Origin of the sequence: Xanthobacter cornucopiae (genome assembly GCF_043195065.2) — a bacterium.
GTDB lineage: Bacteria > Pseudomonadota > Alphaproteobacteria > Rhizobiales > Xanthobacteraceae > Xanthobacter.
In genome coordinates, this window is record NZ_CM195531.1 from 2,061,195 (window position 1) to 2,078,230 (window position 17,036).

The 17,036-nt window shown below is 64.8% G+C and carries 18 protein-coding genes and 2 pseudogenes; 13 read left to right on the plus strand and 7 right to left on the minus strand.

Features of this window, described 5'->3' with window-relative positions; genetic code table 11:
- Nucleotides 1-419: 419 nt before the first annotated feature.
- From V5F53_RS09205 to V5F53_RS09215, 3 genes are all read left to right on the plus strand, one after another.
- A complete protein-coding gene (locus V5F53_RS09205) occupies nt 420-1,334 on the plus strand; it encodes an AraC family transcriptional regulator (protein WP_393998702.1) in 915 nt (304 codons plus the stop codon).
- A 145-nt stretch (nt 1,335-1,479) separates the two neighbouring features.
- A complete protein-coding gene (locus V5F53_RS09210) occupies nt 1,480-2,229 on the plus strand; it encodes an SDR family oxidoreductase (RefSeq protein WP_393998701.1) in 750 nt (249 codons plus the stop codon).
- Between the two features lie 401 nt (nt 2,230-2,630).
- Nucleotides 2,631-3,080, plus strand: a complete 450-nt coding sequence (locus tag V5F53_RS09215; RefSeq protein WP_393998700.1) for a hypothetical protein — start codon at nt 2,631-2,633, stop codon at nt 3,078-3,080.
- Here the strand turns inward: V5F53_RS09215 and V5F53_RS09220 are convergent.
- Nucleotides 3,048-3,861: pseudogene (locus V5F53_RS09220) on the minus strand (IS5 family transposase). The gene V5F53_RS09215 and the pseudogene V5F53_RS09220 overlap by 33 nt on opposite strands.
- Nucleotides 3,862-3,902: 41 nt before the next feature.
- Between V5F53_RS09220 and V5F53_RS09225 the strand changes: the two are divergent.
- Both V5F53_RS09225 and V5F53_RS09230 read left to right on the plus strand, forming a co-directional pair.
- Nucleotides 3,903-4,160 (plus strand): annotated as a pseudogene (locus tag V5F53_RS09225) (hypothetical protein); the annotation flags it as partial.
- 10 nt (nt 4,161-4,170) lie between these two features.
- Nucleotides 4,171-4,323: a hypothetical protein gene (locus V5F53_RS09230; RefSeq protein WP_393998698.1), complete on the plus strand. Its 153-nt coding sequence runs from the start codon at nt 4,171-4,173 to the stop codon at nt 4,321-4,323.
- A gap of 204 nt (nt 4,324-4,527) precedes the next feature.
- Here V5F53_RS09230 and V5F53_RS09235 read toward each other — a convergent pair whose 3' ends face one another.
- From V5F53_RS09235 to V5F53_RS09245, 3 genes are all read right to left on the minus strand, one after another.
- A complete protein-coding gene (locus tag V5F53_RS09235) occupies nt 4,528-4,749 on the minus strand; it encodes a DUF2783 domain-containing protein (RefSeq protein WP_393998697.1) in 222 nt (73 codons plus the stop codon).
- 10 nt (nt 4,750-4,759) lie between these two features.
- Complete coding sequence (locus tag V5F53_RS09240) at nt 4,760-6,364, minus strand: FAD-dependent oxidoreductase (protein ID WP_393998709.1); 1,605 nt, start codon at nt 6,362-6,364, stop codon at nt 4,760-4,762.
- A 98-nt stretch (nt 6,365-6,462) separates the two neighbouring features.
- Nucleotides 6,463-7,002 carry a VOC family protein gene (locus V5F53_RS09245; protein WP_393998696.1) on the minus strand — a complete coding sequence of 180 codons (540 nt, stop codon included), beginning with the start codon at nt 7,000-7,002 and terminating at the stop codon, nt 6,463-6,465.
- A 206-nt stretch (nt 7,003-7,208) separates the two neighbouring features.
- On the opposite strand from V5F53_RS09245, the gene V5F53_RS09250 reads away from it, so the two are divergent.
- On the plus strand, nt 7,209-7,673 hold the full coding sequence (locus V5F53_RS09250; RefSeq protein WP_393998695.1) for a MarR family winged helix-turn-helix transcriptional regulator: 465 nt from the start codon (nt 7,209-7,211) through the stop codon (nt 7,671-7,673).
- Between the two features lie 38 nt (nt 7,674-7,711).
- Here V5F53_RS09250 and V5F53_RS09255 read toward each other — a convergent pair whose 3' ends face one another.
- Entirely contained in the window at nt 7,712-8,179 is a 468-nt protein-coding gene (locus V5F53_RS09255) for a MarR family winged helix-turn-helix transcriptional regulator (RefSeq protein WP_393998694.1), read from the minus strand.
- Between the two features lie 200 nt (nt 8,180-8,379).
- On the opposite strand from V5F53_RS09255, the gene V5F53_RS09260 reads away from it, so the two are divergent.
- The 7 genes from V5F53_RS09260 (at nt 8,380) to V5F53_RS09290 (ending at nt 15,564) form a co-directional block, all read left to right on the plus strand.
- On the plus strand, nt 8,380-9,348 hold the full coding sequence (locus V5F53_RS09260) for an MBL fold metallo-hydrolase (protein ID WP_393998693.1): 969 nt from the start codon (nt 8,380-8,382) through the stop codon (nt 9,346-9,348).
- 99 nt (nt 9,349-9,447) lie between these two features.
- Nucleotides 9,448-10,683 (plus strand): ABC transporter substrate-binding protein, encoded by a 1,236-nt coding sequence (locus V5F53_RS09265; RefSeq protein ID WP_393998692.1) that lies wholly within the window; start codon nt 9,448-9,450, stop codon nt 10,681-10,683.
- 45 nt (nt 10,684-10,728) lie between these two features.
- A complete protein-coding gene (gene hmgA / locus V5F53_RS09270; RefSeq protein ID WP_393998691.1) occupies nt 10,729-12,096 on the plus strand; it encodes a homogentisate 1,2-dioxygenase in 1,368 nt (455 codons plus the stop codon).
- Between the two features lie 67 nt (nt 12,097-12,163).
- Complete coding sequence (gene fahA / locus V5F53_RS09275; RefSeq protein ID WP_393998690.1) at nt 12,164-13,483, plus strand: fumarylacetoacetase; 1,320 nt, start codon at nt 12,164-12,166, stop codon at nt 13,481-13,483.
- 7 nt (nt 13,484-13,490) lie between these two features.
- Nucleotides 13,491-14,126: a maleylacetoacetate isomerase gene (gene maiA / locus V5F53_RS09280; RefSeq protein ID WP_393998689.1), complete on the plus strand. Its 636-nt coding sequence runs from the start codon at nt 13,491-13,493 to the stop codon at nt 14,124-14,126.
- 458 nt (nt 14,127-14,584) lie between these two features.
- Nucleotides 14,585-14,971, plus strand: a complete 387-nt coding sequence (locus tag V5F53_RS09285; protein ID WP_393998688.1) for a LysR family transcriptional regulator — start codon at nt 14,585-14,587, stop codon at nt 14,969-14,971.
- Nucleotides 14,968-15,564, plus strand: a complete 597-nt coding sequence (locus V5F53_RS09290) for a LysR family substrate-binding domain-containing protein (protein WP_393998687.1) — start codon at nt 14,968-14,970, stop codon at nt 15,562-15,564. The genes V5F53_RS09285 and V5F53_RS09290 overlap by 4 nt, the downstream gene beginning before the upstream one ends.
- On the opposite strand, the gene V5F53_RS09295 is transcribed toward V5F53_RS09290, so the two are convergent.
- Together V5F53_RS09295 and V5F53_RS09300 are read right to left on the minus strand one after the other, a co-directional pair.
- A complete protein-coding gene (locus V5F53_RS09295) occupies nt 15,452-15,694 on the minus strand; it encodes a DUF2274 domain-containing protein (protein WP_393998686.1) in 243 nt (80 codons plus the stop codon). The genes V5F53_RS09290 and V5F53_RS09295 overlap by 113 nt on opposite strands.
- 37 nt (nt 15,695-15,731) lie before the next feature.
- A complete protein-coding gene (locus V5F53_RS09300) occupies nt 15,732-16,556 on the minus strand; it encodes an IS5 family transposase (protein ID WP_509212992.1) in 825 nt (274 codons plus the stop codon).
- Between the last annotated feature and the right edge of the window lie 480 nt (nt 16,557-17,036).

A 17,036-nucleotide genomic window follows, 5' to 3' on the forward strand; every position in this document is an offset into this window, starting at 1 on the left:
ACAATCGGGTGTGCCCTTGAGATTCGCGGGCACCGACGAGTCCTGCAAATCACCCGGCTGATGCCCGCCTTTGTTCGCTTAAACCCGCCGGAATCCGGCGCCAGCGCTGGGGCAGATGCTAGGGCAGGTTCTCTTCGAGAGAGCGAAAAGCCTTTAAATACCAATCGCATAAGGCAGACAGAGTGGCGGGCGGCGCCCGACGAAGATGAGCACTACGAGATCGTGATAAGACTTTGATAATCCAACAGATATCTCGCCCGATGCGGAGATTGGCGGTTTTCGGCGGTGATTGGGTGACAGACGGCGATGATATCGGGCTCCCGGTGGGCAGACCGCGAGATTTGACGACCCTGCGTGCTGGAAGACGAGGGTAGGACGGCATATAAGCGAGCAGCAGCTATTAATTACGGACAGTCCATATGGACCCTCTCAGCGAGGTGATAGCTCTGCTCCAGCCGAACACGGCCATCTCCAAGCCCATTACTGGGCGGGGTCATTGGGGCGTTCGCTATGCGGCTCACGACGCTCCAGGCTTCACGATCATTCTGAAAGGCGCATGCTGGATCGCTTTCGAGGGAGAGCAGCCCCTGAAGCTGGAAAAGGGCGCCTTTCTCCTTCTGCCTGCAACCCCGGCCTTCACCTTGAGCAGCCATCCCGTCATCGCCTGTGAGCCGCGCGACCCGATGGACGTGCCCGCCCGCCATGGCGAGCAGGAGGGAGAGGCGGACTTCGAATCGCTGGGCGGCACCTTTCGCATCGAGGCGGCCAACGCTCCGCTCCTGCTCGCCCTGCTGCCGCGGACGATCCATGTCCCACCCTCGGAAGGGCGATCGGTGCGGTTCAGGCGGGTGATCGACCTCATCATGGAGGAATGCAGCGGCGACGAGCCGGGCAAGGACATGATCCTCCGGCGGCTGCTGGAGGTTTTGCTCATCGAAGCCTTGCGCCTGCGCGGTGTCGCGACCGACGATGATCGCGCCGGTCTTCTCAACGGGATGCGCGATCCTGCTCTGGCGCGCGTCCTCGGCGCCATGCACGCCGATGTACGCGCCGACTGGACGGTCGCCGGTCTCGCTCGGATCGCCGGGCAGTCGCGCTCCGCCTTCGCCGCGCGCTTCGGCGCGGTCCTCGGCTGCGGCCCGATCGAATATCTCGTCCGCTGGCGGATGGCGCTGGCGAAGGACGCCCTGCTGCGTGGAACCAAGACGCTGGACCGGATCGCCGACGAGATCGGCTACGAATCCGCCAGCGCCTTCAGCACGGCCTTTCGAAAGCGGCTCGGCTGTCCACCTGGAAAATTTGCTCGGAGCAGCAGTGCCGCTGAACCCGGCTAGGATCGAGAGCGAGCCACGCTGAAGTCTCGATACCAGGCTGCCTCTGCCGATATGGACGATTGGAAAACGATAATGGACTTTGGATTATATATCGTCTCCACCTTCGAAGCTATCACGGAGCCATCCGAAACGAATGGAAGCTCCCATGCAAACAATCCTGATCACCGGCGCATCCTCTGGCTATGGCCTTGAAACAGCGAGTTACTTCCTCGACAAGGGCTGGAATGTCATCGCGACCATGCGTCGCCCCGACGCCGCTCTTCTGCCGGTTTCGTCCAACCTGCGCATGCTGCCGCTCGACGTGACGAGCGAAGAGAGCATCGTCACCGCCATCGAGGCCGCCGGGCCGATCGACGTGCTCGTCAACAATGCCGGCATCGGCGTCGTCGGGGCGTTCGAGGCGACGCCGATGGCGCATATCCGCAAGGTGTTCGACACCAACACGTTCGGTGTCATGGCGATGTGTCAGGCCGTCATTCCGCAGATGCGCGAACGCCGATCCGGCGTCATCGTCAATGTGACGTCGAGCGTTACGCTGGCTTCCATGCCGCTGGCGGCCGCCTATACCGCCAGCAAGCAGGCGATTGAGGGCTTCACCGGCTCGCTCGCCCACGAGCTTGGCCACTTCGGTGTCCACGCAAGGCTGGTGGAACCGGGCTATGCTCCGACGACCCGGTTTGCGCACAACACCGATCTGCGGGTCGAGGATCTCATCCCTGCGGCCTATGCCGGTTTCGCTGCGCCGATCTTCGAAGCCTTCGCCAAGCCGGCGCAAACGACGAAGGAAACGGATGTCGCAGAGGCCGTCTGGGCCGCCGTTCACGATACGTCCGGCCGGCTTCAGTTTCCGGCGGGAGCTGACGCTGTCGCCCTTTATCAGGCCCGCCACAGCTGAGGTTGTGCTCCGCTCGATCCTGCAGAATGGGAATATCGGCGGCGCTGCGCCATTCGCCAGCGCCGCCATAGGTGATCGCGCTGTAGCGGTAAAACGGCGGCATTTGGGTGGCGAGCGGCGGCCATTTCGGGCGTTTGACGTGGCTATCCTGTTCGCCCAACCTAAGGAGCCGCTCGATCAAGCATCTGGAACTGGAACATCGTGTTCTGTCCGCTTCGGAGCACAAAACAAAAAACGGACATTTGGTTCACATCTACGTGATGGCTACATCCGCCGACAAAGCAGTCCTTCGCGGCGTGGACTTACCTTACTGAAAGCGCTTATCCATTGATCATTGTCTTTTGAGGTTGTTTGATCGTTTCCTTCGAGGAAAAGCTGCGCGGAAAGAGGGCGAACGCCGGATGAACCAGCATGAGCTTATGGTTGCGGTGCTCACCGCCGCGGGGGGTGAGCCGATTGAGAGTCACACGGTGCCCGGCTATACGGGCAAGATCGCAGATATCCTGTTCCCGGCGGAGGATGTGATCGTCGAGGTTAAGTCGCTCACCACAGATCGGGCGGCATCCGAGGAGACGTCGGAGGCGGTTGGCGAGATGTTTTCGCGCCACACGCATATGGGCGCACCGGTAATATTCGGCACAGTGACGGTGAAGGTGCATGATCTGCCGCCCGCGATAGCCATGAACACGCTGCGAATCGCTGGCAAAAGGGTCTTAGCCGAAGCGAAAGCAGCGAACGCGCAACTCAAAGCGACGAAGGATGCGCTGGGTCGGCCAGAGGCGATGGGGCTACTGGCACTAATTACCCCGCCTTTCCGGCTAGGTCCTGTTGACGAATACGCGCATCCATAGACGGACGGCGGCGATGAGGACGAAGCCGAGGTAGCTGTCGGCGGTCTTGTCGTAGCGGGTGGCGAGACGGCGCCAGTTCTTCAACCTGTTGAAGCAACGTTCGATCCGGTTCCGGAGCGTGTAGACGTGGTCGTCTACGGGCAACTGCACCTTCCGACTTCGCCGCATCGGAATGATCGGGGTGATGCCGCGGACTTCCATCGCTTCGCGGATGGCATCGGCATCGTAGCCGCGATCGGCGAGAAGAACCTTCGGCTCCGGCCCGCCGGCATCGAGCAGAGGCAGAGCGCCGGTGTAATCGGAGCCTTGGCCGGGTGCGATGTCGACGGCTACGGGGAGACCGGCGCCGTTGGTGCGGAGATGAATTTTGGTCGAAAACCCACCTCGCGAGCGCCCGAGACCCTGTCTTGGAGCCCCCCCTTGCGCCGGCGGCGCAGGGGTGCGCCCGGATGACGGTGCTGTCGATCATCTGGACCGTCTCACCGACGCCCTCGGTGTCGTTCAGCACCTCGAGCAGCAGATCCCAGAGCCCACAGAGTGTCCACCGGCGAAACTGCCGATAGACCGACGACCATTCTCCGAAGAACTCGGGCAGATCGCGCCACTGGGCACCGGTGCGCGCGATCCAGAAGACGCCGTCGAGGACGCGGCGATGATCCTGCGGCCGGCGGCCGCTGTGTGGGCCTCGCCTCGTCACGAATGGCTCGAAGAACGCCCACTCCTCGTCGCTCATCAGGTCTCGAATCAACGCCGCCGCCCTCCGAAAGCGACCTTGAATCATTCCTTGGCCCGAAGCGGAATCCTATTCGTCAACAGGACCTAGCGAACTACATCCATACGCTCGATACCGCCCTGATCATGGCCGCCGATACGATCTCCGGCTACATTCAGGGGCTGCTCGACGGAGTCGAGTTCAAGCAGACCGCCTATGCGTTGGATCGCGGCTCCCGGAAAGCGGCATTGGCCCGATTTCTCCAGAGGGCGGCTGGCGATGAGGAGGCGGAACATGCTGAATGCGAGCATGTTCCGCGTGAGGCCGGAGAACGTCCCTATGCCCTGGATTGGATAGGGCGCCCGTAAGCATGGCGGCATGACCGACCAAATCGCCCGAATGCGCATCATGATGGAGAATGAGAAGCCCGCCATCTCTAACCGCCCGGACATCTCCACTATAGGCGGCAATCGGATACCACTGATCGTCATCTCGGATGGCGCCCTGAATTCCGCACGTTCCTCGGCGTGATCATGCACCGAGCAAAGCGGGATGGACAGACGGGAGCTGTCGAGGGACATCAACGCATTGCCCTCGACAGCAGTCTCCCCGCCACCAGGACTATTGACGGTGCTGATGCTGGCATCATGACGTCGGGCCGGCTTACCGTCGACGCGGCGAGACCTATGCCGGTTCACATTCTACGGCAGAGGATTTCGTCTGCAGGGGATTAACCTATGCCGTCGCCGCCGTCAGAGCTTCGCTCAGCACTGTCCGCACGCCGATATGGTTGGCGAGGATGAGGATGAGGCGGCAATTCATGTCCTGCGCCTCCTCCTCCGTGAGGTGGCGCTGGCGCTCGATCAGCTCCTCATAGAAGCCGTCCGGATCGGGAATGTTGGGGGTGAGGACGAGACGGGGCACGCCCTGGCCGGCGCGGGTGGTGTGATCCAGCATGGTGTCCTCCTCAGGCGGCGATGGCGCGGCGCAGGGCCGCGGTGATCTTCTCGGGGTCGAAGGTGCGCCAGCGCGCTGCGACATGCTGGTCCGGGCGGATCAGATAGGTGGTGCCAGGAGCGGCATCGTACCGGTCGGCCAGCAGCCCCTTTGTGTCCAGAAGATCGTGGCCGACCCGCAGCACGCCCGCACGGATGGCGCCGGCCTCGATCCCGGACACTGACGCCTCACCAAAGGTGAGCACCGTGAAACCGTGGCCCAGCAGCGGCAGCAGCCAGCCGTCCCGCCCGTCCACCTCCACCGGCGCATCGGCGCAGGCGGTTCCCGGCAGCATGAGGCCGGCGAAGGCGTCCTCGTCAGGTGTGTTGAGCACGGAGTGGAGATAGGGCGTCGGCATGGAGAGGCGGCCGGAATTCACCAGTGGCCGGGCGAAGGGATGCACGCCCGCGAGTTCCAGCACGGCATTGCGAAAGCGCCGGCTCATGGCGGTCTTGGGGGTGATGAAGTCGGTGGAGCGTGTGGAATGGGCGATGTTGTCGTCCGCCGCCAGTGCGCGCTCGTCGTGATAGGTATCGAGGAGGCGCTCGGGGGCGAGGCCGTCCAGCACCAGCTTCAGCTTCCAGCCGAGATTGTCCACGTCCTGCACGCCCGAATTGGCGCCGCGCGCGCCGAAAGGCGAAACCTGGTGCGCGGCATCGCCGGCGAAGATCACGCGGCCATAGCGGAACTTGTCGATGCGCCGGCAGGCGAACTGGTAGACCGAGGCCCATTCCAGCTCGAAATCCGCCTGCGGCCCCAGCATGGCCTTCACGCGGGGAATGATGTTCTCCGGCTTCTTCTCCTCCACCGGATCGGCCTCCCAGCCGAGCTGGAAGTCGATGCGCCACACATCGTCCGCCTGCCGGTGCAGGAGGACGGACTGGTTGCGGTGGAAGGGCGGATCGAACCAGAACCAGCGTTCGGTGGGGAATGCCGCCTTCATCACCACATCGGCGATCAGAAAGCGGTCCATGAAGGCCTGCCCGCTGAATTCGGCGCCCACCATGCGGCGGGTGTTCGAATTGGCGCCGTCGCAGGCCACCACCCATTCGGCTTCCAGCATGAACACGCCATCCGGCGTCTCCACCGTCAGCGTGGCCACATCGGCGTCCTGATGGAGGGAGATGAGCTTGTGCTTCCAGCGCAGGTCCACGAGGGGCGAGGCCGTGCAGGTCTCCACCAGATATTCCTCAAGGTAATATTGCTGGAGATTGATCATGGCCGGCATCTTGTGGTCCGGTTCGGGCAGAAGATCGAACTGGTAGCGCAAATCCTCCTCGAAGAAGACCTTGCCTATGCGCCACGAAATACCCTTCTCCACCATGGGCGCGGCGCAGCCGAGCCGGTCCCAGATCTCCAGCGGGCGCTTGGCATAGCACACGGCGCGCGAGCCGATGGAGACGGTGTCGTTGTCGTCCAGCACCACGGTGGGAATGCCGCGGCTGGCGAAATCGAGGGCGGCTGTGAGACCCACCGGGCCGGCGCCGATCACCACCACCGGATGGCGCGCGAGGCGGCCGGCTTCCTGCTCGGCCGAGATGCGATAGGCGAACTTCGGATAGCTATAAGTGCTCATCATCGGAGCCGGTCTCCCGAACGTTTCCTCAAAATGGATCCGGGCCTTTGTGGCCTCTCGTGGTCCCGCGCCGCCGCTTAGAGGGGCGGCGCAGCGCGTTAGTGCGCAGAGAATTCCTTCTCGTGCAGCCAGGCGGCGTGGCGCGGCGGCGTCTTGGTCTGCGCCCAATCCGCGATCATGGCGGGCGCCACCGCTTTCAGGCGCGCCAGCACCTCGGGGGTGGTGGTCCAGGCGGCCAGTTCCAGGCGGTGGCCGGAAGGATCGAAGAAATAGATGGACTTGAAGATGTCGTGATCGGTGGGGCCCACCACATCGATGCCGGCGGCCTCGGCCTTCGCCTTCACCTGTTCCAGCGCATCGACGCTGCCCACCTGGAAGGCGATGTGCTGCACCCATTCGGGGGTATTGGGGTCGCGCCCCTGGGGCGGGGAATTGGGCAGCTCGAAGAAGGCGAGGATGTTGCCGGCGCCCGCATCCAGAAAGATGTGCATGTAGGGATCGGGCGCCTTGGTGGAGGGCACCTTGTCCTCGGCGATGGCGCCGACCAGCTCCATGTCCAGGATGTCCCGGTAGAAATCGACGGTCTCCTTCGCATCCCGGCAGCGATAGGCGACGTGATGGATCTTCTCGACGAGCATGTCGTCCTCCCGTTCGTTGTTGGGCTGTGTGGGGCCGGCATAAAAAGTAACAAACGTTACTATATGGCGCAAGCTGAATTCGTTGCAGATGAGACGATTTCATCCGGACGGCTGCGCAAGTGCGCCAAACGGCCCCGCTCGCCGAAACGCACTGCGGTGATGTATAAGTCACCGACGTTATCAATGAGGAGGGGGAGGCCGGCGGCATGGCGAAACACGAGGGCGTGCCGTTCGCGCTCGGCGCTTTCTTCCCCTATCGCCTCGCGGTGCTGGCGGAGCGGGTGTCCATGGCAGTGGCGCAGCTCTATGCGGACCGCTTCGGCATCAGCCGCGCCGAATGGCGGGTGCTGGCCGCCCTGGGCGCGAACGGCGCCATGGCCGCAAAGGACATCAGCGCCTATTCCACCCTCGACAAGATGCAGGTGAGCCGCGCCGTCGCCCGGCTGGAGGAGGCGGACCTCATCACCCGCGCCGCCGATGATGCCGACCGGCGCGCCAAGATCCTCACCCTCACACCCGCGGGCCGGACCCTGTTCCGCAAGATCGTGCCCCTCGCGCAGGCGCGGGAGCACGATCTGCTGCAGGATCTCGATGCCGGCGAGCGGGAGGTGCTGGAGCGGGCCATGGACAAGGTGCTCGCCCGCGCCCAGTCGCTGGTCGAGCGGGGGTGAGGCTCAGGCGCTGCAGGGGTGGACGTCGCTCGGCCCCGTCAGTCCGCGCACTGCACCAGGTCGAAACTCTTTTCCAGCTTGTCCATGAGGTGGTCGAGCTGGGCCTGCTCCTCCGCCGTGAGGCAGGAGAGGATGGCTTCCTCGCGCTTCAGCAGCAGCGGCACCAGTTCGCCATAGATGGCGCGGCCCTGCGGGGTCAGCTCCAGCATCACCTCGCGGCGATCGTCGGCGCTGTCGAGGCGCGCCACATAGCCCATCTCCGCCAGCGCGCTCACCGCGCGGCTGATGCGCGATTTGTGGGTGCGGGTGCAGCGGACCACATATTGCGCACTGCGCGGCGCATCGTGCAGGCCGAGGGTGGCCAGAACCCGCCACTCAGGAATGTCGATCTTGTAGCGCGCCATGTATTCGGCCGCGAGCGCGGTGGAGAATTCCGCCGCCAGCCGATTGAGGCGAAACGGCATGAATTTCAGGAGGTTGAGCCTTTCAACCTTGCGCTTCGACATGGCCTTGGACCCGTAACGTGAGACGTCGGCCCCGCAGGGCCCTTGACTGTTGCAGTTGCAACTGCATAACATGGTCTCAGTCGCAACCAATTGCGCTATATCAAACAGCCGGGGATGAGGGAAGCGCGCGGGAGGATTTCGGCGGGTCCGGTATCGGGCCGGCCCCTCCGCCCGGCAGCCCCTCAAGGGAGGACCGCCGCGTGACCACCGCCGCCGCCACAAAGACCTTCGCCAGCCAGGGCGACCTCGCCGAGAAGAGGGAAACCTTCACCGAGCTGGCGGACGGCGTGTTCGCCCTCACCGCCGAGGGCGATCCCAATTCCGGTGTCATCATCGGCGACGACAGCGTGCTCGTCATCGATGCGCGCGCGACGCCGGTGATGGCGAAGGAACTGGTGGCGCGCATCCGCGCCGTGACCGACAAGCCCATCCGCCACGTCCTGCTTACCCATTATCATGCCGTGCGGGTGCTGGGCGCCGCCGGCTTCGAGGAGCGCATCAACGTCATCGCCTCCGACGTCACCCGCGACATGATCGTGGAGCGCGGCGCGCAGGACATGGCCTCCGAGATCCAGCGCTTCCCCCGCCTGTTCCGGGCGCAGGAGACCATCCCCGGCCTCACCTGGCCGACCGTGACCTTCCACAAGGAAATGACCCTGTGGCTGGGCACGCGCGAGGTGCGCATCATCCATGCCGGGCGCGGCCATACCCGTGGCGACACCATCGCCTGGCTGCCGAAGGAAAAGGTGCTGTTCGCCGGCGACCTCGTGGAATACGGCGCCACCCCCTATTGCGGCGACGCCCATTTCCGCGACTGGCCGCACACGCTGGACCGGCTGGAGGCCCTCGGCCCGCAGAAGCTGGTGCCGGGGCGCGGCGAGGCGCTGGTGACGCCGGATCAGATCAAGGTCGGGCTGGACGAGACCCGGGCCTTCCTGCGCGATGCCTTCGCCATCGCCGAGGCGGGCGTGAAGGCCGGGCACGACCTGAAGACCGTCTATGCCGAGGCCATGCGCCAGATGCGTCCCAAGTACGGCCACTGGGTGATCTTCGAGCATTGCATGCCGTTCGACATCGCCCGCGCCTATGACGAGGCGCAGGGCATCGACAACCCGCGCATCTGGACCGCCGCGCGCGACATGGAGATGTGGCAGGCCCTGGAGGACTGACCGCACCGGTCCGCCGGCCGTCATAGCCCTATACACGCGAATACGATGCAACCGGCGCAGCGTCGCAGGAACGATGACGCACGCCTTCGGGAGGACAACATGCAGCTTCTGGGTCATGGGCTGACATCGCGCACGGCGCTTGCCGCTCTGGCGGTCGCCGCGACCGCCTTCGGGCCGGCCACGGCGCGGGCGCAGATTTCGGACAATGTGGTGCGCATCGGCGTGCTCGGCGACATGGGCGGCCAGTTCGCCGACATCGGCGGCCGGGGCTCGGTGGTGGCGGCGGAACTGGCCGCCGAGGATTTCGGCGGCAAGGTCGCCGGCGTGCCGGTGGAGATCATTTCCGGCGATCACCAGAACAAGGCGGACGTGGGCGGCGCCACCCTGCGCAAGTGGTTCGACGAGGGCGGCGTGGACGCGGTGGCCGACCTGCCGGTCAGCTCTGTCGCCCTCGCCGCGCAGGAGATCGCCCGCGAGAAGAAGAAGACGCTGCTCATCTCCGGCGCCGCCGTCTCCGAGCTGACCGGCAAGGCCTGCTCGCCCTATTCCACCCACTGGGCGGACGACACCTATGCGCTGGCCAACGCCACCGGCAAGGCGGTGACCGCGTTGCCGAACGGCAAAAGCTGGTATTTCATCACGGTCGATTATTCGTTCGGCCACGCCATAGAGCGTGACGCATCGGCCGCCGTCGTCTCCGCCGGTGGCAAGGTTCTGGGCAGCGCGCGCCATCCCCTCGGCGCGCCGGACCTCTCCTCCTTCCTGCTCCAGGCGCAGGCGTCCAAGGCGCAGGTGATCGGCCTGACCAACGTGGGCGGCGACACCAGCAACGCGGTGAAGCAGGCAGCGGAATTCGGCATCACCTCCAGCGGCCAGAAGCTCGCGGGCTTCCTCGTGTTCCTCACCGACATCAAGGCCATGGGCCTGCCGCTGGCCAAGGGGCTTCTGGTCTCCACCGGCTTCTACTGGGACCAGAACGACGAGGCCCGGGCCTTCGCCAGGCGCTTCGAGGCGAAGGTGGGCCGTATGCCCACCAAGCAGCAGGCCTCCGTCTATGCCTCGGTTAAGCATTATCTGAAGGCCGTGGCCGCTGCCGGATCCGACGATGCGGGCAAGGTGAATGCGCAGATGCGCGCCCTTCCGGTCGATTATTTCGGCCATGCCGCCAGCATCCGCCCCGATGGTCGCGTGCTCTACGACCTCACCCTCTACGAGGTGAAGAGCCCCGCCGAGAGCAAGGGCCCGTGGGACTTCTACAAGCCGGTCACCACCCTGCCCGCGAGCGAAGTCTTCCGCCCCGCCGGCGAGACCGGCTGCCCGCTGGGCAAATCCTGACGGTTGGCAAGTCCTGACGGCGCGCCCGACATCCCGGAGGTCCAGATGACGATCCAGCCTTATGTGGCCTTTCAAGGCCCGGCCGTGCGGTCCAGCGTGCGTGCGCCCGGCTACATGTCCGGCTTCGGCAATGCGTTCGAGACGGAAGCCATCGAGGGCGCGCTGCCGGTGGGCCGCAACTCGCCGCAGAAGGTCAATTTCGGCCTCTATGCGGAGCAGCTCTCCGGCTCGCCCTTCACCGCGCCGCAGGCGGTGAACGAACGCTCCTGGCTCTACCGCATCCGGCCCACGGTGAAGCATTCCGGCCGCTACCGGCGGGTGGACAAGAGCCTGATCCGCACCGCCCCCATGGCGCGGGACGAGAGCGATCTCGCGCTCGGGCAATATCGCTGGAGCGCCATTCCCCTGCCGGAGGAGAAGCGCACCTTCCTCACCGGCCTTGCCACCCTCACCACGGCGGGGGACGCGGACAGCCAGGGCGGGATGGCGGCGCACATGGCGTTCGTCACCGCGTCCATGGAGAACGACTATTTCTTCAATGCGGACGGCGAATTCTTGGTGGTGGCGCAGCAGGGGTCGCTGCGCTTCCGCACCGAATTCGGCGTCATCGACATCGCGCCGGGGGAGATCTGCCTCATCCAGCGCGGCGTCATCTTCAAGGTGGAGCTGATCGACGGGCCGGCCCGCGCCTATGTCTGCGAGAATTACGGCGCCACCTTCACCTTGCCGGATCGCGGCCCCATCGGCGCCAATTGTCTCGCCAACCCGCGCGACTTCCTCACCCCCGTCGCTGCCTACGAGGACAAGGAGGAGCCCTCCCGCCTCTATGTGAAATGGGGCGGGGAGCTGCATGTGACGGAAATCGGCCAGTCGCCCCTCGACGTGGTGGCCTGGCACGGCAATTACGCGCCCTGGAAATACGATCTGCGCACCTTCTCGCCCGTGGGCGCGCTGCTGTTCGATCATCCCGACCCGTCCATCTTCACCGTGCTCACCTCGCCCTCGGGCACGCCGGGCACGGCGAACATCGACTTCGTGCTCTTTCCCGAACGCTGGATGGTGGCGGAGAATACGTTCCGCCCGCCGTGGTATCACCGCAACATTATGTCCGAATTCATGGGCCTCATCTTCGGCGTCTATGACGCCAAGCCCGAGGGGTTCGAGCCCGGCGGCTTCTCCCTGCACAATCTGATGCTGCCCCACGGCCCGGACACCGCCGCCTTCGAGCACGCCTCCACCGGGCCGCAGACGCCGGTGAAGCTGGAAAACACCATGGCCTTCATGTTCGAGACGCGCCTGCCCCAGCGCGTCACCGCCTATGCGGCCGGCGTGCCGCAGTTGCAGGCCGACTATGTGGACTGCTGGGCGGGCCTGAAGAAGCGCTTCGACCCCACCCGCCGCGCGGCGTGGTAGCACCCGCCTGTCGCAGCCTGCGCCGGAGTTGGCGCAGGCCCTGCCGTCCCCGCTTTCCGGATGTCCCATGATCGACGCGACCCATGATCCCGCCCGCCAAAGCTGGGCGACCTCCGCCAACGGCCATGCCGATTTCCCCATCCAGAACCTGCCCTTCGGCATCTTCAGCCCGAACGGCGGCGCGCCGCGCGGGGGCGTCGCCATCGGCGAGGAGATCCTGGACCTCGGCGCGGCGCTCGCCCTCGGCCTGTTCGACGGCGTGGCCGGTGAGGCCGCGCAGGCGGCATCCGGGCCGACGCTCAACGCCTTCTTCGCCCTGGGCGCCGCGCCCCGGCGGGCACTGCGCGCGCGGCTGGTGGAGCTGCTGGACGCCGCCGGGCCGGAGCGCGCGCGCGGCGAGCCCCATGCCGGCACGCTGCTGCACTGCGCGGCGGACTGCATGATGCACCTGCCCGCCGCCATCGGCGACTATACGGATTTCTATGCCGGCATCAGCCACGCCACCAACGTGGGCAAGCTGTTCCGGCCGGACAATCCGCTCCTGCCAAACTACAAATACGTGCCCATCGGCTATCACGGCCGCGCCTCCTCCATCGGCGTGTCGGCGGGCGCGGTGCGGCGCCCCAACGGCCAGCGCAAGCGGGCGGACGAGGCGGAGCCCAGCTTCGGCCCCTCCCGCAATCTCGATTACGAGCTGGAGCTGGGCGTGTTCATCGGCGCCGGCAATGCGCTGGGCGAGCCCATCCCCATGGGCGCGGCGGCCGGCCACATCGCCGGCTTCTGCCTGCTGAACGACTGGTCGGCGCGCGACATCCAGGGCTGGGAATATCAGCCCCTCGGCCCCTTCCTCGCCAAGAACTTCGCCACCACGCTCTCGCCCTGGGTGGTGACGCCCGAGGCGCTCGCCCCCTTCCGCATCGCCCAGCCCCCGCGCCCGGAGGGCGATCCCGCCCCCCTTGCCTATCTGATGGACGCGGACGACCAGTCGACCGGCGCCCTCGACCTCACCCTCGACGTTCTCATCGAGACCCCGGCCATGCGGGCGCAGGGGCTGGCGCCGCACCGGCTCTCCCGCGGCTCGTCGCGCGACCTCTACTGGACCTTCGCCCAGCTGGTGGCGCACCACGCCTCCGGCGGCTGCAATCTCAATCCCGGCGACCTTCTGGGCACCGGCACCATCTCCGGCCCGACGCCGGACAGCTTCGGCAGCCTCCTGGAGCTGACGCAGGGCGGCCGGGCGCCGCTTACCCTCGCCTCAGGGGAGGAGCGGCGGTTCCTGGAGGATGGCGACACCCTCATCATCCAGGGCCGCGCGACCCGCGACGGCTTCGCCTCCATCGGCTTCGGCGCGTGCCGCGGCACCATCCTGCCCGCCCCGGCGGTGTGAGGCGGCGATGCGGCTCTTCACCTACTGGCGCTCCTCGGCGGCCTACCGGGTGCGCATCGCGCTGGCGCTGAAGGGGATCGCCGTGGAGCAGGTGCCGGTGCATCTGGTGCGCAACGGCGGGGAGCAGCATGCCCCCGCCTATCGCGCCCTCAACCCGCAGGAGCGCGTGCCGGCGCTGGAACTCGACGACGGGACGGTGCTCATCCAGTCCCCCGCCATCCTCGACTATCTGGAAGAGACCCATCCCGCCCCGCCCCTGCTGCCGACGGATGCAGTGGCGCGGGCCAAGGTGCGGGCGGTGGCGGCCATCATCGGCTGCGACATCCACCCGCCCAACAACTCCTCCCAGCTCGCCTATTTGCGCCAGGCCCTCGGCCAGGACGAGGCGGCCGTCTCCGCCTGGATCGCCCGCTGGGTCACGGACGGCTTCCGCGCGGTGGAGGCGCTGATCGGCGACGAGGGCTATTGCTTCGGCCCCGCGCCGGGGCTGGCAGACGTCTTCCTGATCCCGCAACTCTATTCCGCCCGGCGCTTCCACGTTCCGCTGGAGACCTTTCCCCGCATCCTGCGCGTGGAGGCCCTGGCGGCGACCCACCCCGCCTTCGCTGCCGCTCATCCCGCCCGCCAGACCGACGCCGAGTGAAAGGGCGCGGGCGAAATCCCGCTTCATAGGCCGGAACCGGTTCTACCGAGGTTGCCATGCTGATTATGGGAGACGGTGTCGCGAAGGGACGCTGTGTAACGGGCCACATCTTGAATGAATGGCCTGCTGAGGCCGGAGCTCTGTTGCCTGTGGCCCCCCTTCTCTGGGGTCGCCTCATTGAAAGGATACCGAAAGCCCGGAGCCACGGCGAAGGTGGGGTGCCGGCCGCCGGCCGAACTCGGTATCTCGCATACACCCGGCTTGTGCTGCTGGTAAGGCGGACGTCAGTGATCGAAGAAGGAAAGGGATCGCAGCAGATGATGCAACGCTTCCCTCCGTGCGAACTGGCAATGAAGCCGTCTACCTGCCGCCCCGCAATAATGACAATTTAAAATTGTAATTTCTTAGAAAATAGCAGTATATCTGCTGCATGTTTCAGTTGTGCGTTGAGGCGTGTTGTGAAGCAAGCCCCCTTTGATGTGGAATTGCGCGTTCTGCGGCATTTCATCAAGGCGGCAGATGCTGGAAGTTTTCGCAAGGCCGCAGCTGCATTGGGGATACGGGACTCCTCCATCAGCCGTCGGATTCGCGACGTAGAAGACCAGATCGGTGCCTCCTTGTTCATTCGCCATGCCGGGGGTGTCACCCTCACATTGGCTGGCCAACGTTTCATTTCTCGAGCGCGATCGGCCTTAAGCCAATTGGAAGACGGCGCTCATGAGGTGATTGCTATTGGTCGATCAGAGGTAGGCCATCTGAGCGTTGGACTGTTCTCGCCCCTGGCCTCCGGCTTCGTGTCCAATATTTTTCGGCTTACGACGACAAGAATCCAAATGTCGAAGTGACACTCATCGAGTATTCTGCCGCAAATCATCTTGAATCGATCGACATGTCTCATATTGACCTCGCCTTCCCGATCGAAAACCGCCAACAACATCCATACGATGCTTATCAGATTTGGCGAGAGAACGTATTCGCGGCGCTTTTGGACGGACATCCATTGAGAACCAAGAGTGAGTTGAGCTGGAGTGACCTTGCCCACGAATCATTTCTGGTGTGTTCCGGTGGTCGTGGAGATGAGGTCCGCGACTATCTCAGCCTTCGGCTCGGTCAGATGGGAAGCCACCCCAGGTTCCTGATCCAGAACATTGAGCGCTATAGCCTTTTAACCCTCGTCGCATTGCGCCGTGGCGTGGCTCCGACGCTCGAGTCCGAGACTGCGATTTCGATCCCCGGTGTGATCTACCGGCCAATCGCGGGAGAGCGGCTGCCATTTTTTGCCATTGCGTCGCCAAGGAACGACAATCCGGCTGCACGAACTCTTCTCAGTCTTGCTCGGACGATGGCGCACCCGTCAGCGCCCTTCGCCGCGTCCCCGGCGTCGGATCTCGATAGCTCAAACGCCGTGCCTTTGCGAACGCCCGATCCGTCGCCATGAACCGCTCCAGCATCGGCACGATGAGCCTGACCGGATCGGAGATCGGGTTCCCCGTCTCTCCGCCCAGCACCCTGGCATAAGCCAAAAGATCGCGATGCAACTTTGCCGGCAATTCGACCGTCACCTTCACCGGCTTGTCGTCGAGGCCTCAGAGCCCGTTTGGAAACTCAGGGATGTGCATTTCTCCGGGCGAGATTTGCGCCCATGGCGACGAGGATCATCGCGGTTGAGACGTCGATGCGGCGCTCATAGTCGCGCACGAGGCGTCGCCATCGGGTCATCCAGCCGAAGGTACGCTCGACAACCCGGCGGCGTGGCAGGACTTCGAAACCTTGGGCGCCATCGCGGCGACGGATGATCTCGACGACGAAGTCGAGAGAGGCGGCCTTGTCCATGAGCTTGAGCCGGTCATAAGCAGCCTCGGCGAACAGGTGCTTCACCCACGGCCAGCGCTTGCGTATCGCATCGAGGATCATCTGGGCGCCGGCGCTGTCGGAAATGTCTGCGGTCGTCAGATGGACCATCAGGAGCCGCCCGTCGGTGTCGACCGCAATGTGGCGCTTGCGCCCGACGATCTTCTTGCCGGCGTCGTAGCCCCTGGCTTCGGCTTGCGGCGCCTTGATTGTCTGACTATCGATCACCGCGCCCGTCGGGCTCGCCTCACGCCCGGCCCGCTCGCGGTCCAGCATCAGTTCGACATCGTGGATGGTCTGGAACAGGAAGCGGCGCGCCAGTTCGCGGAACCAGCCATAGACCGTGCGCCAGTGCCCGAAATGGATCGGCAGCATCCGCCAGCCGCCGCCTGAACGCACCAGATAGCGCACCGCATTGATGACTTCCCGGAACTCCACCTCGCGGGGCCGCCCCCGGCGTCCGGGAGCCGGCATCAACGGCGCCATCCGCTCCCATTCTTCATCCGTCAGGTCCGACGGATAGCGTTTCGTCTTCCGGGCGATCCTGGCCATCCGGTCCCGCTGTTCTGCTGTCCACATCCACAGCTTGAATCATAAGCACGGACAAACAGGAATCCCTGGATAACGAATTTCCAAACGGGCTCTAAGCGCGATCGGCGAGGATATCGACATTTTGGTCGTCGGGCCCAGCGGTGACGCACTTTCGCAGTTGAAGCGGGAACTCCAAGCAGCAGGCGAGTCTCTGCCGCTACACATCCTCTACATGCTGCCGTCCGAGGCGCTACGTACCGATTTTGTGGCAAAAGAAGAATGTGTTCCACTCGAACGGTTGATATTTGCCGCCGAGAGATGATCCGGTGCGTTCGGCGCAACGCTCGGACTCGCTCACACTTCACCTGATCTCTCGCCAACAATTAGCTTGAACTGAGCCACTGAACCTCCTCCATATTTGGGTAGAGTCCGTCGATTACGGAGACGGACGATGCGGGCCTCACGGTTTCCCCTCTTGTTCCCATGATCCGCTATCGGCTATCCTTTGGCGGACACCAGCCTAGAGGG